The organism is Duganella violaceipulchra (assembly GCF_019166075.1).
Lineage (GTDB): Bacteria > Pseudomonadota > Gammaproteobacteria > Burkholderiales > Burkholderiaceae_D > Rugamonas > Rugamonas violaceipulchra.
The window spans coordinates 112,924-129,689 of sequence record NZ_JAHTGR010000011.1 but is presented as its reverse complement, the minus strand read 5'-3'; the positions used below and the strand labels follow the sequence as shown (position 1 = coordinate 129,689).

Annotated in this window: 12 protein-coding genes and 1 pseudogene; 6 read left to right on the top strand and 7 right to left on the bottom strand. The window is 66.1% G+C overall.

The window, feature by feature from the left end; genetic code table 11:
- Positions 1-33: 33 nt before the first annotated feature.
- Positions 34-1,221, top strand: a complete 1,188-nt coding sequence (locus KVP70_RS20755; RefSeq protein ID WP_217944063.1) for a phosphatase PAP2 family protein — start codon at positions 34-36, stop codon at positions 1,219-1,221.
- Positions 1,218-1,829 (top strand): CDP-alcohol phosphatidyltransferase family protein, encoded by a 612-nt coding sequence (locus tag KVP70_RS20750; protein WP_217944062.1) that lies wholly within the window; start codon positions 1,218-1,220, stop codon positions 1,827-1,829. The genes KVP70_RS20755 and KVP70_RS20750 overlap by 4 nt, the downstream gene beginning before the upstream one ends.
- Here the strand turns inward: KVP70_RS20750 and KVP70_RS20745 are convergent.
- The 5 genes from KVP70_RS20745 to KVP70_RS20725 all read right to left on the bottom strand — a co-directional run bounded on the left by KVP70_RS20745 (position 1,780) and on the right by KVP70_RS20725 (position 10,821).
- On the bottom strand, positions 1,780-3,573 hold the full coding sequence (locus KVP70_RS20745) for a bifunctional alpha/beta hydrolase/class I SAM-dependent methyltransferase (RefSeq protein ID WP_217944061.1): 1,794 nt from the start codon (positions 3,571-3,573) through the stop codon (positions 1,780-1,782). The genes KVP70_RS20750 and KVP70_RS20745 overlap by 50 nt on opposite strands.
- A gap of 1 nt (position 3,574) precedes the next feature.
- The gene (locus KVP70_RS20740) at positions 3,575-4,459 is read right to left on the bottom strand and encodes a phosphatidate cytidylyltransferase (protein WP_217944060.1); all 885 of its coding nucleotides are present in this window, start codon (positions 4,457-4,459) and stop codon (positions 3,575-3,577) included.
- 52 nt (positions 4,460-4,511) lie between these two features.
- Positions 4,512-6,662, bottom strand: a complete 2,151-nt coding sequence (locus KVP70_RS20735) for a gluconolaconase (protein WP_229224970.1) — start codon at positions 6,660-6,662, stop codon at positions 4,512-4,514.
- Between the two features lie 78 nt (positions 6,663-6,740).
- Positions 6,741-8,219 carry a catalase gene (locus KVP70_RS20730; RefSeq protein ID WP_217944192.1) on the bottom strand — a complete coding sequence of 493 codons (1,479 nt, stop codon included), beginning with the start codon at positions 8,217-8,219 and terminating at the stop codon, positions 6,741-6,743.
- 343 nt (positions 8,220-8,562) lie between these two features.
- Positions 8,563-10,821 (bottom strand): carboxy terminal-processing peptidase, encoded by a 2,259-nt coding sequence (locus KVP70_RS20725; protein WP_217944058.1) that lies wholly within the window; start codon positions 10,819-10,821, stop codon positions 8,563-8,565.
- Positions 10,822-11,059: 238 nt separating this feature from the next.
- On the opposite strand from KVP70_RS20725, the gene KVP70_RS20720 reads away from it, so the two are divergent.
- From KVP70_RS20720 to KVP70_RS20710, 3 genes are all read left to right on the top strand, one after another.
- Positions 11,060-11,422: a DUF2946 domain-containing protein gene (locus tag KVP70_RS20720; protein WP_217944057.1), complete on the top strand. Its 363-nt coding sequence runs from the start codon at positions 11,060-11,062 to the stop codon at positions 11,420-11,422.
- Positions 11,423-11,501: 79 nt separating this feature from the next.
- On the top strand, positions 11,502-12,128 hold the full coding sequence (locus KVP70_RS20715; protein ID WP_217944056.1) for an SCO family protein: 627 nt from the start codon (positions 11,502-11,504) through the stop codon (positions 12,126-12,128).
- Positions 12,125-12,559: a copper chaperone PCu(A)C gene (locus tag KVP70_RS20710; RefSeq protein ID WP_217944055.1), complete on the top strand. Its 435-nt coding sequence runs from the start codon at positions 12,125-12,127 to the stop codon at positions 12,557-12,559. Before KVP70_RS20715 ends, KVP70_RS20710 begins: the two co-directional genes overlap by 4 nt.
- A 16-nt stretch (positions 12,560-12,575) precedes the next feature.
- Here KVP70_RS20710 and KVP70_RS20705 read toward each other — a convergent pair whose 3' ends face one another.
- A complete protein-coding gene (locus KVP70_RS20705; protein ID WP_217944054.1) occupies positions 12,576-13,127 on the bottom strand; it encodes a hypothetical protein in 552 nt (183 codons plus the stop codon).
- Between the two features lie 111 nt (positions 13,128-13,238).
- Between KVP70_RS20705 and KVP70_RS20700 the strand changes: the two are divergent.
- Positions 13,239-14,630 (top strand): annotated as a pseudogene (locus tag KVP70_RS20700) (MFS transporter).
- Here KVP70_RS20700 and KVP70_RS20695 read toward each other — a convergent pair.
- Positions 14,602-16,683: a carbohydrate-binding protein gene (locus KVP70_RS20695; RefSeq protein ID WP_217944053.1), complete on the bottom strand. Its 2,082-nt coding sequence runs from the start codon at positions 16,681-16,683 to the stop codon at positions 14,602-14,604. The pseudogene KVP70_RS20700 and the gene KVP70_RS20695 overlap by 29 nt on opposite strands.
- Positions 16,684-16,766 lie beyond the last annotated feature (83 nt).

The window sequence follows — 16,766 nt, the reverse complement described above, 5'->3', positions numbered from 1 at the left end:
AATTACATCATTTTTCACAAGGACAGCACGACAATGAACCGGGACGCCGTGCCGAGCATGCAGCAACGCGTGACCCAGCTTGCGCTGAACGGCGCGCTGTTCGGCGTCTGCTACCCGCTGACCCACTACCTGGCGCAACGCCACCAGGACGTCGGCAACGTCGCGATGGCGTGGGAGTCGGCGCTGCCCTTCCTGCCGTGGATGGTGCTGCCGTACATGACGTCCGGCCTGTTCTTCGTGCTGAGCTTCCTGCTGGTGCGCGACCGCGCCGGCCTGTCGGCGCTGAGCCGCCGGGTGGCGTTTGCCACCGTCGTCGCCTGCTTGGTGTTCGCCGCCTGGCCGCTGCGCTTCTCGCTGCCGCGACCCGCCGTCGACGACGCGCTGCCCGCCTGGCTGTTCGCGCAGCTGGCGGCGATGGACCGGCCCTACAACCAGCTGCCGTCGCTGCACGTGGCCTACTGCCTGATCTTCTGGGCGGCGCTGCGCACCGCCTTCAACTCGACGCTCGCGCGCGCCGCGCTGGCCGCGTGGCTGCTGCTGGTGGCGCTGAGTACAGTGTTCACCTACCAGCACCATGCGCTCGATGTCGCCGGCGGCGCCGTGCTGGGCGCCCTGGCGCTGCATCTGCTGCCGTCCGATGGCGATGTCCGCAAGCCGGTGGCGTTCTGCTACACGGTGCTGGCGGGGTTGGCGGCGCTGGCGTGGTTCGCGCAGGGCGCCCTGGCGTGGCTATACCTGTGCGCCAGCCTGCTGCTGGTGGCGCGCGCCTACTATCTCCACCACGCGGCCTTCCTGCACAAGCGCGACGGCCGTTATCCCTTGTGGATCTGGCTGTTGTACGCGCCCTACCTGTGCGGCTACCTGCTGACCTGGCAACTGGTACGCTGGCATGAACGCCATCGGCCGCCGTTCGTGCGCCATAGCGAAGGCCTGTGGGTGGGCCGCCGCCTGACCGAGGCCGAGGCGGCGCAACTGCCGGCCGATTGCGCCGTCATCGACCTGTCCAATGAACTGAGCGAGACGCATGTGCTGCGTGGCCGCAGCTACCATCACTTTCCGCTGCTGGACCTGCAGGCGCCGGATGCGCAATCGGCCCGCCCCATCCTCGCAGCCATCAGCGCCCATGCGGCGCAGGGCCGCGCCATTTACCTGCACTGCGCCATGGGCTACCGGCGCAGCCGCCAAATCGCCCAACTTTACAAGGAGCTGCACCAGCAATGAGTTTTTCGATCTACCAGTTGAAACCCCAATTCCAGCAACTGCTGCAACCGTTGATGCGCGCGCTGGTGCGCTGCCGCGTCACGCCGAACCAGATCACGCTGGCGACGATGCTGCTGTCGGTGGTCTATGGCGCGGCGCTGGCGATGCAGCCGCAGCGCGCCGGCCTGTGGGCGGGCCTGGCCGGCTTCCTGCTGCTGCGCATGGCGCTCAACGCCATCGACGGCATGCTGGCCAACGCCACCGGCCAGAAGACCCGCCTCGGCACCCTGCTCAACGAGATCTGCGACCAGGTCTCGGACGTGGCGCTATACCTGCCCTTCATGCTGGTGCTGCACGCGCCGCTGGTGGTGCTGGCCGTGGCGGCCGCGCTGCTGGCGGAGTTTGCCGGCGTGCTGGCGCTCAGCGTGGGCGCGGCGCGCCGCTTCGACGGGCCGATGGGCAAGAGCGACCGCGCCTTCTGGTTCGGCCTGCTCGGCCTGCTGATCGCCTGGGGCGCCGCTCCCCTGCTGCTGCACGGCGTCCTGGCGCTGGTGATCGCCCTGTCGGCGTGGACCGTCGTCAATCGCCTGCGGCAGGCGCTGCGGGCTTCTGCGCCAGCGACACCGTAAAGATCCCCTCCAGCCCGATGCGGGTGGCGATCTTGCGGCAGCCCGCATGCGCCACCAGGCCATCCATCTCCGCCTGCGGACGCGGACGCATCTGCCACGGCTTGCCCTGGTGGCTGGTCAGGGTCAGCGCGATCATGTCCAGCTGCGGGTGCCACGGCTGGCCGGTGTAGATCAGGTGGCCGCCGGCGCGCAGCACGCGGGCGATGCCTTGCAGCGACGCCGCCACCGGCGCGTTCTCGCTGAACAATTCGTACAGGCCGGAGACGATCACGATATCGTACTCGCCCTCCTCCGCGCGGTAGCTGTCGGCGCTGAAGGCGTCGCGCAGCTGGTAGTCGATGCTGGCGCGCAGTTGCAGCTGCTGCGCCAGCACGCGCGCCTGGTCCAGGTTGTGCTGGGTGTAGTCGCGCAGCGTGACGTCGATGTCGCGGTCCTGATAGCGCTTGATCGTCTCCAGCACGTAACGGCCGGAGCCGCAGGCCACATCCAGTATCCGCAGCGGCGCCTTGCCGTCATGGGCGGCGATGCGTTCGCCCAGCATCTGCTGCAACTGGCGCTTGCGCAGGCGGATGCCGCGCCAGCCCACCGCGTCCAGATAGCCGCGGTCCATGATGCCGCCGAACAGGAAGCTGCCGCCGGCCTGGTTGCGGTACACATAATCGAGCGAGGCGCCGGAATCGAAGCCGTGCTGCAAGCCGATCTTCATGCCGTTGCTGATTGGCCCCATCATGCCCAACATCACCCGCTGCATGCCGAACCAGGCCTTGGCCAGCGGGCCGCAGCTCTGGCCCGCCTGCAGCGCCGCATACTGGCGGGCGCTGTGGCTGTCGCAGTCGGCGCCCAGGTAGTGCGACGGCGCCAGCGGCGCGCGCTCAAAGCATTGCTCGACGAACTGGCGGCTGGCCTCCAGCGCCACGCTGGTGTCCTGCTCGTAGAACAGCGCGTGGAAGGCGTCCGGCAGGTGCATGTAGCGCTTCAGCGGCGACGACAGGCGCTGGTAAAAGTCCTGCTGCGGGCCTTCCTTGACCACGTAATCCTTGCCGGCGGTGAGCATCAGCACCGGCGTATCGATGGCGGCGGCGTCCCGCACGATGCGCTTGGCGGTATCGGCAAGGCCCAGCAGCACGCAGGCGGAGATGGCTTTGGCGATCAGCGGATCGGCGGCGTAGGCGGCCGCCTCCTGCGCCGAGTGGGTCAGCATGCCGGGGCGGATGTAGCTGGTCACGAACAGCTCCGGCTTGAAGCGGCGGGCGAAACGCAGCGCCGGCTTGGCCAGCGGCACGTACAAGTTGATGTCGAACGCGGCGGCCGCCATGATGACGCCGCGCACGCGCGGCGCGTAGTCGTGCAGCCAGGTGGCGGCGATCACCGCGCCGACGCTGTTGGCCACCACCAGGATGTTCTCCGGCGCGATGCCGTGCGTGGCGACGATGTGGGCGATGAAGGTGTCGAAGTCCTCGACCAGCGCCTCGAAGCTGGGGGCGTCGCCGCGCTCGCCGGGCGAGTAGCCGTGGCCGCGCGCGTCCCAGGCGAAGGCCCAGTCCTGGGTGTAGCCGAACTGCTCCACCAGCGGCTGGATGCGCCCCGAATGCTCATGGCCGCGATGCAGGAACACCAGCGCGCGCTGCGGTCCATCCTCACGCGGCGACATGGGCTGCCAGGCGCGGTAGAACAGGCGCACACCGTCGTTGCAGTCGAAGCCCGATTCGGTGGTGCGCCAGGCCAGTGAGCGTTCAGCTTTCATTTTAGTTTCCCAGGAGATGAGTGATGAGGAAATACAGCAGCGGCGCAGTGACGACCAGGCTGTCAACGCGATCGAGGATGCCGCCGTGGCCGGGTATCAGTTGCGAGAAATCCTTGACGCCCAGCACCCGCTTGGCGGCCGAGAACATCAGGTCGCCGCAGAAGCCGCCCAGCGACAGCAGCAAGGCGAAGCCCGCCAGATGCGCGGCGTCGGCCAGGTGCAGGTGGCGGCCCAGCGTCAGCGACAGCGCGCTGGTGACCATCACGCCGCCGGCCAGTCCCTGCCAGGTTTTATTGGGGCTGATGCCGGGCGCGATGCGGTGGCGGCCGAAGATGGTGCCGCTGATGAATTGCGCGACGTCGTTCAGCGCGGTCAGCACGTAGAGGTAGAACAGCCACGCCAGCCGCAGATGCGGCTCCAGCGGCAGGCTGTCGTAGAGCGGCAGGAAGCGGCAGCTGTAGCACAGCACCAGCCACAGCAGCCAAACCAGCGCTGGCCGGCTGCGGCCGCGCCAGAAGATTGCGCCGGCCACCGCGATGGCCGCCGGCAGCGCCACCAGCGCCACAGTCGAAGGCAGGAATAGCGCGCTGCCGAACACGGCGGCGGCCGGCAGCGCGAAGCCGCGCGCGCCGAACGGCGCCAGCTCGCGCAAGGCCAGCAGGCCGATCAGCGCCGCCAGCAGCGTGGCGCCCAGCGGGTGCAGCAGCAGGCTGACGGTGACCACCGGGAAGATCCACCACCAGGCGTTGACCTGCGCCCGCAACTGGCTGTGCGGCCGCGCGCGCAGCTTGACGCCGACGCCCAGCGACGCCATGCCCAGCATCAGATACAGCATGGCGAGCGCGGTCAGGATCTCCGAGCCCAGCAACGGAAACAGCAATTGCATAAATGCCTCAATTATTTTTAAGGCAATTGTATAGCGTTTTCCTGAAAGTAGCTCAGTCTACGGTGATCAACAGATCGCGCCCCTTGCTGGCGGCGTTGCCGGCGTAGTCCTCGGCCGTGATGCGCAGCGTGTAGTTGCCGGGGCCGAGGGCGCCGACCTTCCAGCCGCCCGGCGTCAGCTTGCCGTGGATGAGCGTGTTGTTGATGGCGTAGGAAAAGCGCGTTTCCGCCGCGCCGTGGACGGTGATGCCGCTGGTGGCAGCGTAGGCCAGCTTGACCGCGTCGCGGTTGCGCGGCAGGCGGTCGTACAGCTGGGTGATCAGCGGCTCTTCCATGCCGGGGATGATCTCGCCGTCGGCGTTCAGCAGCTGGTAGCCCAGCTTGTACAAGCCGAGGCGGCGGCGCGCCTGGTTGCCGTTCATCTGGTCGAAGGCGTCGACCACGATCTGCACTTCGCCCAAGGCGCGCGGGACGAGCAGGCGGCCGTCGGCCTTCTCCTTGAGCAGCTTGCCGCTGCTGTCGGCCAGCGCGATGGACTGGATCTGCGGCGCGATCGTGTCTTCCAGGTCGATGAAGGGCAGCGTCAGCGGATTGAGGGCGTCGCCGTTCGGCTTGTAGTCCAGGTGCACGTGCGCCATGCGGTTGACGGTGCCCAGCGTTTCGCCCACCAGGAAACGGGTGCCGCGCTTGACGCGCACGGCGGACGGCACGCCTTTTTCATCCTTCAACAACTGGAAGCGCGGATCGAGCGGCTTGTCGTTGGCGCCGCGGCCGACGCGCAGGTGGATGTATTGCAGGCCATCGAGCGCCACGCCTTCGGACAGTTCGCCGTAGCCCCAGCTGGCGCTGGGATCGCTGATCTTGCCGGCGGTGACGGCCAGCACCGGCGTGCCGATGGCGGCCTGGACGTCGAGCCCGGAATGGAAATGGTCGCGGCTTTCGCCGTCGAAGTTGCCGCGCACCTCGCCCATCAGGCCGACCACTTCGTGCGGCTTGTCCTGCGGCTTGACCGGCCACAGCATCGTGGCGCCGTGGGCCGGCGTGCCGGACAAGGGCAGCTCCGGCGCGGCCGGTTCGCCGGCCAGCGCCAGGGCCACGTGGTGCAGGCGGAAGGTGGCGGCGTCGGTGACGAACAGCGAGCCGTCCCTGGCCAGCGCCAGGCCGCGCGGTGCGTAGAAGCGCACGCTGCCGTCGGAGCCGTAGCCCGGTTGCGGCGGGTGGTCGGCGTCTTCCAGCGTCAGCACTTCGCCGGCCGGGGTGACCTGCGCCAGGCGGCCGTGGGCGTTGCTGCTCACGTAGAGGTAGCCGTCCGGCGTCATCGCCAGCCCGACCGGCGATTGCAGCAGCGGCGACACCGAGCCGTCCTTGGCCTGGACCACGGTGCTGACGCTGCCATCCTTGGCCAGCTTGCGGATCGCGTGGTTGCCGGTGTCGGCGATGTACAGCTCGCCGGCGGCGCTGAGCGCCAGGCCGGTGGGCGTGCTGAACAGCGCTTGCGCGCCGGCGCCGTCGGCATCGCCCGCGCGGCCGCCGCCGGCGATGGTGGTGACCTCGCCGTTGGCGGCGATGCGGCGGATGCGGTCGTTGTAGGTGTCGGCCACGTAGACCACGCCGGCGGCGTCCACCGCGACGCCGACCGGGCCGTTGAACTGGGCGGCCGCGCCACGGCCGTCCTTGTCGCCCGGCAGGCCGTCGCCGGCCAGCGTGCTGACCACGCCGTCGGGCGTGACCTTGCGGATGGCGTTGTTGCCGGTGTCGGCCACGTAGAGGTTGCCGGCGGCGTCGATCGCCAGGCCGGACGGGGTGTGGAAGGCGGCCGCCTTGCCCGCCCCTTCCGCATAGCCTTCGACCGCGCCGGCCAGGGTGGTGGTGGCGCCGTCCTGGGCGATCTTGCGGATGCTGTTGTTGTTGCCGCCGTCGGCCACATACAGGTTGCCGGCGCCGTCCACGACCACGCCGAACGGGTCGGCGAAACGGGCGCCGCGGCCGCGGCCGTTGTTCGCGCCCGGCATGCCGTCGCCGGCGATGGCGGTGACGCGCGCGCGCCAGTGCGGCTGCGTGCCCTTCAAGGCCGACGGCCGCGCCACCTCGGCGCCGGTGTCGGCGCCGGGCCGGTGGGTCAGGAAGTAGGCCGCCCCGCCCCCGCCCAAGGCGCCACCCAGGGCCAGGGCGGCGGCGATTAACTTGAATTGGGTAGGAGTCATGTTGCGCACGCCTAAACGTTGATCGAAAGAAAATATCTTAACCGATCTTCGGGGCGGCGGCTACCGGCAAGCGCCGCGTCAGTCGCGCAGCTGGCCCGCCAGTTGCGCGACGCGGGCGTCATCCGCCCGCAGCGCGGCGGCCAGCGCGCGGCCATAGCCGGCGTCGGCTTTCTGGAAGTAGGACAGCATGGTGTATTTCACGCTCTCATCCTTCACCTGCCCCAGGTCGCCCGCCAGGTTGGCGACCAGGTTGGCCTGCTGCGGCGCACTCAGCGATCGATAGAACTCCCCGGCCTGCTTGAAATTCTGCGTCCTGGCGATGCGGGCCTGCTGGGTGGCGCCGCTCAAGGGCAGCTGGCTGGACTTGTATTGCGCATCGTCGGCCAGCTCCGCGTGCTCGCTCGGCTGGTAGTTCACGTCGCCTTTGCGGCTGCCGCCGTTCTGCGCGCCATCCTGGTTGTAGTTGGCGGCCACGTTGCGCGGACGGTTGACCGGCAATTGCAGGGCGTTGGCGCCGATCCGGTGCAGCTGGGTGTCGGCATACGAGAACAGGCGGCCCTGCAGCAGGCGGTCCTCGGACGCCTCGATGCCGGGCACCAGGTTGGACGGCGCCAGCGCCGACTGCTCGGTTTCCAGGAACACATTGTCCGGGTTCTTGTTCAGCGTCATGCTGCCCACCTTCACTTCCGGCACGCCCGGCCAGGTCTTGGTCGCGTCCAGCCCGTCGAAGTCCAGCGCCGCCAGTTGCGCCGGCGTCAGCGTCTGGATGTACAGCTCCCAGCGCGGGAACTTGCCTTGCTGGATGGCGCCGATCAGGTCGCGGGTCAAGTGGTTGAAATCGGTGGCCTGGATGGCCGTCGCCTCCTTGGCGCTCAGGGTCTTCTGGCCTTGCAGGCTCTTCCAATGGAATTTCACGTAGTGGACCTGGCCCTGGGTGTTGACGAATTTATAGGCGTGCACGCTGTTGCCGTCCATTTCGCGGTAGCTGGCCGGCGTGCCGAAGTCCGAATACACGCGCGTCAGCATATGGGTCGCTTCCGGCTGGTGCGAGAAGAAATCGAAGTAACGGTTCGGGTCCTGGATATTGCTGTCGGGCGCAGGCTTGAGCGAATGCACCATGTCCGGGAACTTGATGGCGTCGCGGATGAAGAACACCGGCAGGTTGTTGCCGACCAAATCCCAGTTCCCCTCGCTGGTGTAGAACTTGGTGCCGAAGCCGCGCGGATCGCGCAGCGTTTCCGGCGAGTGGTTGCCGTGGATGACGCTGGAAAAGCGCACGAACACCGGCGTCTGCGTGCCCGGACGGAACACGGCGGCGCGGGTCAGCGCGGACAGGTCCTGCTCCGCCACGAACACGCCGTAGGCGCCGGTGCCGCGCGCATGCACCACCCGCTCCGGCGCCCGTTCGCGGTCGAAGCGTTGCAGCTTCTGGATCAGCTGTACATCCTGCAGCAGTACCGGACCGTTGGGGCCGGCCGTTTGGGAGTTCTGGTTGTCGCCGACCGGGGCGCCGTTGTCGCGCGTCAGCGTGGTACCGGCGACGGCGGCGCCAGCCATCAAAGGCAAAGCCAGCAGCAAGATGCGGGCCGGGGTTTGAGTTGGATACATTCTGGTGTCTCCTGGAACAGTTGAGGTTTAATCACTATATTCCGGACACGACCATTGGTATACTTAATTAATACTATTAAATCGATAGTTATTTCAACCGCAAAGACCAAAAAAAAGCCCGCTGCGGGAGCGGGCTAAGTCTATTTCCTTGGAGGAGATAGAGGAGACAGGTGAATGATGCTGCATCGCGGCATATAGATCCAATTTATATTGGCAATAGCAGTGATTTCCGCTGTGAATAACTCGAAAAAAAGCCCCGCAAACTACACGGGGCTTAATCGGGAGCGACAGCTTATTTGCTGGCGTCCACCGCGTACGGCAGCACGCGCGAGGCCATGCGGGTGTCGGTTTTCAGGAAGCCCACCTCGTCGGCCAGGATGTGGACCGCTTCGTTCAGCAGCACGTCCTTGGCGGCCTTGGCGGCTTTTTCCGCGTCCAGCTCGGCCGTCAGCGAGCGCTCGTCGCCTTGCAGGCCGTCGTCGGTGCGCAGCGCGCCCTTGACCGCCGCCACTTTCGGCGATGGCGCCGCCTTGCCGTTGGCCGGCTTGGCGGAGATCGCCTTGTTCAACGCGTCCTTCGGATCAGGCAGCAGCACCGGATCGTCCGCGCCCAGGGTGGTCGACAGCAGACGCGCCTCGCGCAGCTTGGCGCGTGCTTCCTGGGTGTCACGCTCCTTGCGGCGCAGGGTCTCGTTGAGCGAGATCAGGTTGTCCTTGCGCTGCTTCTTCACCAGGGCGATGTCCTCGGACAGGTACTGGAAGTCCTTGTCCTTGGCCACGCGCGCCTCGTGCTTCTTGTCCAGCAGCGGCAGGATGTCCTTCAGGTCGCCGGTCGGGATGTACGGCGCCGGCGCGATCGAGGTCCACGGCAAGGCATTGTCGTAGCTCGATTCGCCGAAGGTGTCCGAATCGCCCATGGTCGGCAGCTTGATGTCCGGCGTGACGCCGCGCAGCTGCGTGGTGCCGCCGTTGATGCGGAAGAACTGGGCGATGGTCATCTTCAGCTCGCCGTAGTGCACCTTGTCGTTCTGGGCGAAGCGGTCCAGGCCGAAGATGGTTTGCACCGTGCCCTTGCCGAAGCTCGGCTCGCCGATGATGACGCCACGGCCGTAGTCCTGGATCGCTGCCGCGAAGATCTCGGAGGCCGAGGCCGAACCGCGGTTGATCAGCACGCCCAGCGGACCGTCCCAGGCCATGCCGGCGTTGGTGTCGCTTTCGACTTCGATCTTGTTGTCGCCGGTGCGCTGCTGCACCACCGGGCCCTTGTCGATGAACAGGCCGGTCAGCTGCACCGCCTCGGACAGCGAGCCGCCGCCGTTGTTGCGCAGGTCGATCAGTACGTTGTCGACTTTTTCCTTCTTCAGCTCGCCCAACAGGCGAGCCACGTCGCGGGTGGCGCTCTTGTACTCCTTGTCGCCCTTGCGGCTGGCTTCGAAGTCCTGGTAGAAGGTCGGCAGCGAGATCACGCCGATGCGGCGCTTGGCCGTGCCGTCCTTGACTTCCAGGATGGACTTCTTGGCCGACTGCTCTTCCATGCTGATCTTCTTGCGCACCAGCGAGATGGTGGTGTGCTTGCCGTCGACGCCGGCGTCGACCGGCTGGATGTCCAGGCGCACGGTGGAGTCTTTCGGGCCGCGGATCAGCGCGACCACGTCGTCGATGCGCCAGCCCAGCACTTCGGTCATCGGCGATTTGTCGTCCTTGGCCACGCCGAGGATCTTGTCGCCGACCTTGATCTTGCCCGACAGTCCGGCCGGGCTGCCCGGCACGACTTCGCGCACCACCGTGTATTCGTCACGGGTTTGCAGCACGCAGCCGATGCCTTCGAGCGACAGGCGCATGGCGATGTCGAAGTTTTCCGCCGCGCGCGGGCCCAGGTAGTTGGTGTGCGGCTCGATCGACATGGCGTAGGCGTTCATGAAGATCTGGAACACGTCTTCATTGGTCAGCTTGCGCGAGCGGCTGACGTAGTTCTCGTAGCGCTTGTCGAGCGTGTCGCGGATGCCCTTGTCGTCCTTGCCGGCCAGCTTCAGGCGCAGCCAGTCGTTCTTGACGCGCTTGCGCCACAGTTCCTTCATTTCAGCGTCGCTCTTGACCCACTCTGCCTTCTCGCGGTCGTACTGGTAGCTCTCGTCGAGCGAGAAATCGGGCTTGGTCTTGAGCAGTTCGCGGGCGTAGGCGATGCGCTCGTTGAAGCGCTGCTGGTACTGGTTGTAGATGGCGAACGGCACGCTGAGGTTCTCGCCGGTGATGGCGTCATCCAGGCGGGTGCGCACGATGGCGTACTGGTCGAGGTCGGCCTGGGTGAAGAATAGTTTTTCCGAATCCAGCGATTTGAAATAGCGGTCGAAGATCTTTTCCGACATCGCATCGTCTAACGGAGTGGATTTGTAATGCAGTTTGGTCAGAACCCGCGAGGCCCAGACGGCCGCCTGGGCTTGGCCCGGCTGGGGTTTGAGTACGGTCTCCGCCGCCGCTTTTTCTGGCACGGCCGCGCCGGCCTGCACTGACAGCGCCGCCAACACGGCCACTAACAGTATTTGCTTCTTCATCGGCTTACTCCGAAACGTAGTGTTATCAATTAATCGTCGCGCGCAGTGCTCCTGCCTGCCGTTCCATTCTACAGGATAGGCTGCCCTGCGGCGCTGGGAGTTTGCAGTGTCCCTGCCCAAGCTTAAGCAGGACTGAAATGGCGCCCGCCGCACTTTCATCGCCACATTGATTTCCGCGAAGAAACTAATGGCATATCCGTTGCGGATGGAAGTTAATTATTTGCCCTATAATTCCGGCATGGGTAAATTTCTGAAGCACCGGCGCGGCCACAGCCTGATCGTATGCATTGCGATATTGCTGAACCTGCTCGCCCCGGCGATCGGCCATGCGATGGCCACGCTGGCGCGCGATCCGCTGGCGGTGGAGGTTTGCAGCGCCACGCCGGCCAAGCCGGCGCCGGGCGACACGTCGACGCACGCGCTCAAGCACTGCGTGTTCTGCGCCACCCATGCCGACACCTACGCGCCACCGCCGGCGCCGGCCAGCCTGCTCGCCGTGCTGCGCGGCCACGACGCCTATCCGGCACTGCACTACCAATCCCCCACCCCGCTGTTCAACTGGTCGAGCGCGCAGCCGCGCGGACCGCCCGCCCTGTCCTGACGTCCCTGTAAACCGCATGCAGCCGCGCCCCTCCGGCGACGGCTGGCGTGCGCCTGATCAACGACTCACAGGATTAACCATGCAACGCCGTACCCTACTTACCGCGCTGGCCGCGACGGCCACTGCGGCCGCATTGCCGTTGGCCGCGCATGCCGCGCCGCCGGCCTACACCGGCATCGACATCACCGGCAGCAGCATCGGTCCGGACTTCCGCCTGTCCTACGGCGACGGCAAGCCCGCCTCGCTGCAAGACTACAAGGGCAAATACGTGCTGCTGTTCTTCGGCTTCACACAATGCCCGGACGTCTGCCCGACCGCCTTGTCGCGCGCGGTCGAGGTCAAGAAGCTGCTGGGCGCCGATGGCGACAAGCTGCAAGTGGTCTTCGTCACCGTCGATCCGGAGCGCGACAGCGCCGCGCTGCTGGCCGAATACATGCGCGCCTTCGATCCGGCCTTTGTCGGCCTGCGCGGCGACGCGGCGCAAACCGCCAAGGCGGCCAAGGACTTCAAGATATTCTATCGCAAAGTCCCCAGCGGCAGTTCCTACACGATGGACCACACGGCCATCACCTATGTGTTCGACGCCACCGGCAAGATCCGCCTCGCCTTCAAGCACGAACAAACCGCCCAGCAATGCGCAGCCGATCTGCGCACACTGATGCAACCTAAAAAAGAAACCAGCTTCCTGAAAGGATTATTCTCATGAAACGCATGATCTACCTGATGCTCCTCGCCGCCCTGCCCGCCTTTGCGCAAGTCACCGTCAACGAGGCCTGGGTGCGCGGCACCGTGGCCTCGCAAAAAGCCACCGGCGCCTTCATGACGCTGACCTCGGTGAAGGACAGCCGCCTGGTCGGCGCCAGCTCGCCGGCGGCCGGCGTGGTCGAGGTGCATGAGATGAAAATGGTGAACGACATGATGAGCATGCGCCAGATCGATGGCCTGGCGCTACCTGCAGGCCAGGTGGTCAAGCTCGCCCCCGGCGGCTATCACTTGATGCTGATGCAGTTGACGCAACCGCTGGCCGACGGCGCCAAGGTTCCGCTGACGCTGGAGTTTGAGGACGCGAACAAGGTCCGCAGCAAGGTGGCGGTCGATGCCGTCGTCAAAGCATTGAACAGCGCGCACCAGCACTAAGCGCGGCCGGTGGCCGTCAGATCGAGTTCAGCAACGGCCACCAGTAAGGCACCGCCCACCACAGCAAGCCGGCGATCAGCAGGTAAGGCCAGGAGCGCAGCGATATCTTCCAGTCGACCGTCGACGGCCAGCAGGCCAGGAACTGCGGCGCCACGGCAAACGCCAGCGCCAGGTCGATCCACTGGAAATTCAGCCCGGTCCGGGTACGCCACCACGCCACCACGAACGGCAGCAGCACCACTACAAACGGCGCCAGCGCGGACGGCGCCGCGTTGTACCAGCGCACCCGCGTCAAGCGCACCGATCCCAGCTCCCAACCCTGCCCGACCCGGCGCGGTATGACGGTGAAGGCGGCCGGCCGCGCATACGTGACCAGGCCGGCGACGAAGTGCGCCAGCTCGTGGCAAATGGTGCCGGCGACGGTGAACAGAAAAAAGAAAGGATGCCGGGCCGACAAGGCACGGATCAGCAGCGCCAGCACTAGCGACGGCGCCAGGTACAACAGAATGTCGCGGTGATGGCATAACCACGCCGGCGCGAGCGTACTACATTCAAACAGGCTGCTCATGGCCGCATCGTCGCACGGCGGCGGGGCGGCGTCAATTGCGCACAATATAGTTGTACGATGTCTGACATCTAAGTTATGATCGCTTAAAAACCACCATAGCAAGGAGACCGCATGACACCGCATCCAACAAAAGCGAGCCGGGTACGCTGGCTGATACTCGCCATCCTGTTCGCCGTCACCACTATCAACTACGCCGACCGCGCCACCATCGCCATCGCCGGGCCGGAACTGAAGAAGCTGCTCGGCCTGTCGCCGGTGCAGATGGGCTTTGTGTTTTCAGCCTTCGCCTGGTCCTATGTGCTGGCGCAGCTGCCGGGCGGCTGGCTGCTGGACCGCTTCGGCTCCAAGCGCACCTATTTTCTCAGCATCTTCCTGTGGTCCAGTTTCACCATGTTGATGGGCACCGTCGGCTTCCTGACCGGCGCCGCCGCTGTGACCACGCTGTTCTGCCTGCGCCTGCTGATCGGCGCCGCCGAAGCGCCCTCCTTCCCCGGCAACAGCCGGCTGGCCTCGGCCTGGTTCCCGACCGCCGAACGCGGCACGGCGGCGGCCATCTTCAACTCGGCCCAGTATTTCGCCACGGTGCTGTTCGCGCCACTGATGGGCTGGCTGGTCCACAGCTTCGGCTGGGAAAGCGTGTTCTATGTGATGGGCGGGCTGGGCATCGTCATGGCCTTCATCTGGCGCAAGACGGTCTACGGCCCGAAGGACCACCCTGGCATCAACGCCGCCGAGCTGGCCTACATCGAGGCCGGCGGCGCGCTGGTGGATTTGGAAAGCAAGGACAAGGCGGTCGCCACCACCGAGCTCGACACCTGGTCGTGCATCCGCCAGCTGCTGGGCAACCGCATGCTGCTGGGCGTCTACATCGGCCAGTACTGTATCAACACGCTGACCTACTTCTTCCTGACCTGGTTCCCGGTCTACCTGGTCACCGAACGCCACATGACGATCCTGAAGGCCGGCTTCGTGGCCGCGCTGCCGGCGGTGGCGGGCTTCCTCGGCGGCGTGCTGGGCGGCGTGATTTCGGACCGCATGATCAAGTCCGGCACCTCGCTGTCGATGGCGCGCAAGACGCCCATCGTCGGCGGCATGCTGCTGGCGATGGCTATGATCGTCTGTAACTACGTCGACGCCGACTGGCTGGTGGTGCTGGTGATGTAGCTGGCCTTCTTCGGCAAGGGCATCGGCGCGCTCGGCTGGGCCGTGGTGGCCGATACCTCGCCCAAGGAAGCGGGCGGCATGAGCGGCGCGCTGTTCAATACCTTCGGCAACACGGCCGGCATCACCACGCCGATCGTCATCGGCTACATCCTGCAGCAGACCGGATCGTTCGCCGGCGCGCTGGTATTCGTCGGCGCCAACGCCGCCGTCACCGTGCTGTGCTACGTGCTGATGGTCGGCGAGATCAAGCGCTTCGAGTTCAAGACGCCGGTGCTGCGCCGCATCGGCGGCGCGGCACCGGCCGCGAGCGCTACTGCGCCGTCAACGACCACCAGTTGATGTTCCAGCCGCCGGCGCGGGCGAAGATCGCCAGGTCTTGCTGGCCCGCCGTCAGGTAGACCGTGCCGGTGATGGTGGTCCAGTTCTGCCAGCCGCCGGTGTTGGGCACCGCCAGCGCGGCCAGGTCGGTGGCGTTCTTGCTCAGCACCAGCTGGCCGCCGTTGTTCGGACTGGCCACGCGGAATTGCAGGTTGTACCCGCCCGTCTTTGGCACGTTGATCGGATAGCTCATCCAGTCGTTGGTGTCGATGTTGCCGACATTGAAGCCGCCGCCGGTGTCGGTGGTGGTCTCCATGCGCATGCCGCTATGGTTGCTGAACATCTCGGCCTCGATGCGCTGGCCCGCCTCGGCCTTCCAGTTCATCCAGTAGGCGATGCTTTCGTTGCGCACCAGCGCCTGCGTGCCGAAGCCGCGGAAGTAGCTTTCGATGGCGGCGTTGGTGGCGCTGCCCACGTCCAGCGCGCCGAAGCCGCCGCCGTTGCTGCTGTTGCTGACCAGGCCCCAGCCCCATGAGTTCGTATCGCCATTCGAGCCGCCGTAGCTGACCGTCTTGTACGCCCAGCTGGTCGCGGCCCAGCCATACATATTGTAGATGTCGTAGGTCTTGCGGGTGATCTGGCCGCCGTAGCTGCCGGTCAGCGTCCACGGCTGGAATTCGCCGATCAGGAACGGCGTGTTCAGCGCGGTCAGCTTGTTGTTCCAGTCGCAGCTCTCGCCGGTGCCGCTGGCATTGCAGTGCAGCCAGGTCGCATGCATATTGGCCTGGGCGGTGGCGCCCTGCACTTCGTTCCATCCCCACAGGCCGGGATAGAAGTGCATCCAGAACGCCACGTTGCTCAGGCCGCGCGTGTTCGGATTGCCATAGGCGTCGATGCCGGAATTGTGGCCAGGCAGCAGGATCACGTGGTTGGCGTCCTTGGCCCGCACCACGTTGAACAGCTCATAGGCAAAGTTGGCAAGCGTGGTGGCGTCGGTGCCCCACGGCTCGTTGAGCAGGTCGTAGGCCGCGACCGAGCTGCGGTTCTTGTAGCGGCTGGCGATCATGTCCCACAGCCATTTGGTGCGGTCGCGGTAGGTGGTGTTGGTCCACATTTCCGCCGCGCCGGCGCAGCCGTCGTGCTGCTCGCTGGCCGCCGCCTGGCCGCCGGCCGCGCCGTGCAGGTCGAGGATCACGTACATGCCGCGCTTCTCGGCCTCGTTGATGGCGTAGTCCAGGTATTTCCAGGCGTCGGGGCGCAGCGTGTACGGATGGGCGTCATCCTCGATCAGGCTGTACAGGAAAGGCAGGCGCACCACGTTCATGCCCATGCCCTTCATCAGGTCGAAGTCGCGGCCGCTGATCCAGCTGTCGCGGAACACCGACATCAGCCGCTCCTTCTCCGCCGCGCCGAAGCGGCCCGACAGCGCCGACTCCAGATGGCACTGGTCGCCGATGCCGGCGCCGTTGTTGGACAGGTTGCTATTCATCATCCACATTTCCAGCGCCAGCCAGTTGCCCAGGTTGACGCCGCGCAGGTTGACGCGGTTGCCGGCGTTGTCGACCCAGAACTTGCCGTTCTGCCGTATCGCCGGCAGCGTCACGCCGGTGGTCTCGGGTGAGAAGTTGATCCAGTTGAGGTTGAAGCCGCCGGCGCGCGCCTGCACCGTCAGGCTCTGCGGACCTGCCGCCAGGAACACGTGCGCGCTGACGGTGGTCCAGTTCTGCCAGCCGCCGGTGTTGGGCAGCGTTGTGGTTTCGCCGATGGCCTTGCCGTTTTGCGCCAGCACCACCTGCCCGCCGCCGGTGGCCGAGGCCACGCGGTACTGCACGTTGTACCAACCGGCGCTGCCGGGGTTGACCGAGTAGGTCATGCTGTCGTTGGCGTCGATCCAGCCGACGTCGCTGCCGCCGCCGGTGTCGGTGGTGGCTTCCAGCGCGACGCCGGTCATGCTGGTGTAGCTTTCCGCCTCCAGCTTGCCCGGCAAGGCGGTTTGCGCGTGGCCCGCGCCAGCGACGGCCAAGCCCGCCAGGGCCAGCAACCATTTGACGCGGTAATGCAGTGTCGTCTTCATGTAGTCTCCATTGGTTTTTGTGATGAAGGACCGCAGCACAGATATGGAAGCGCTTCCACATTAGAATGGAAACGTTACCAAAT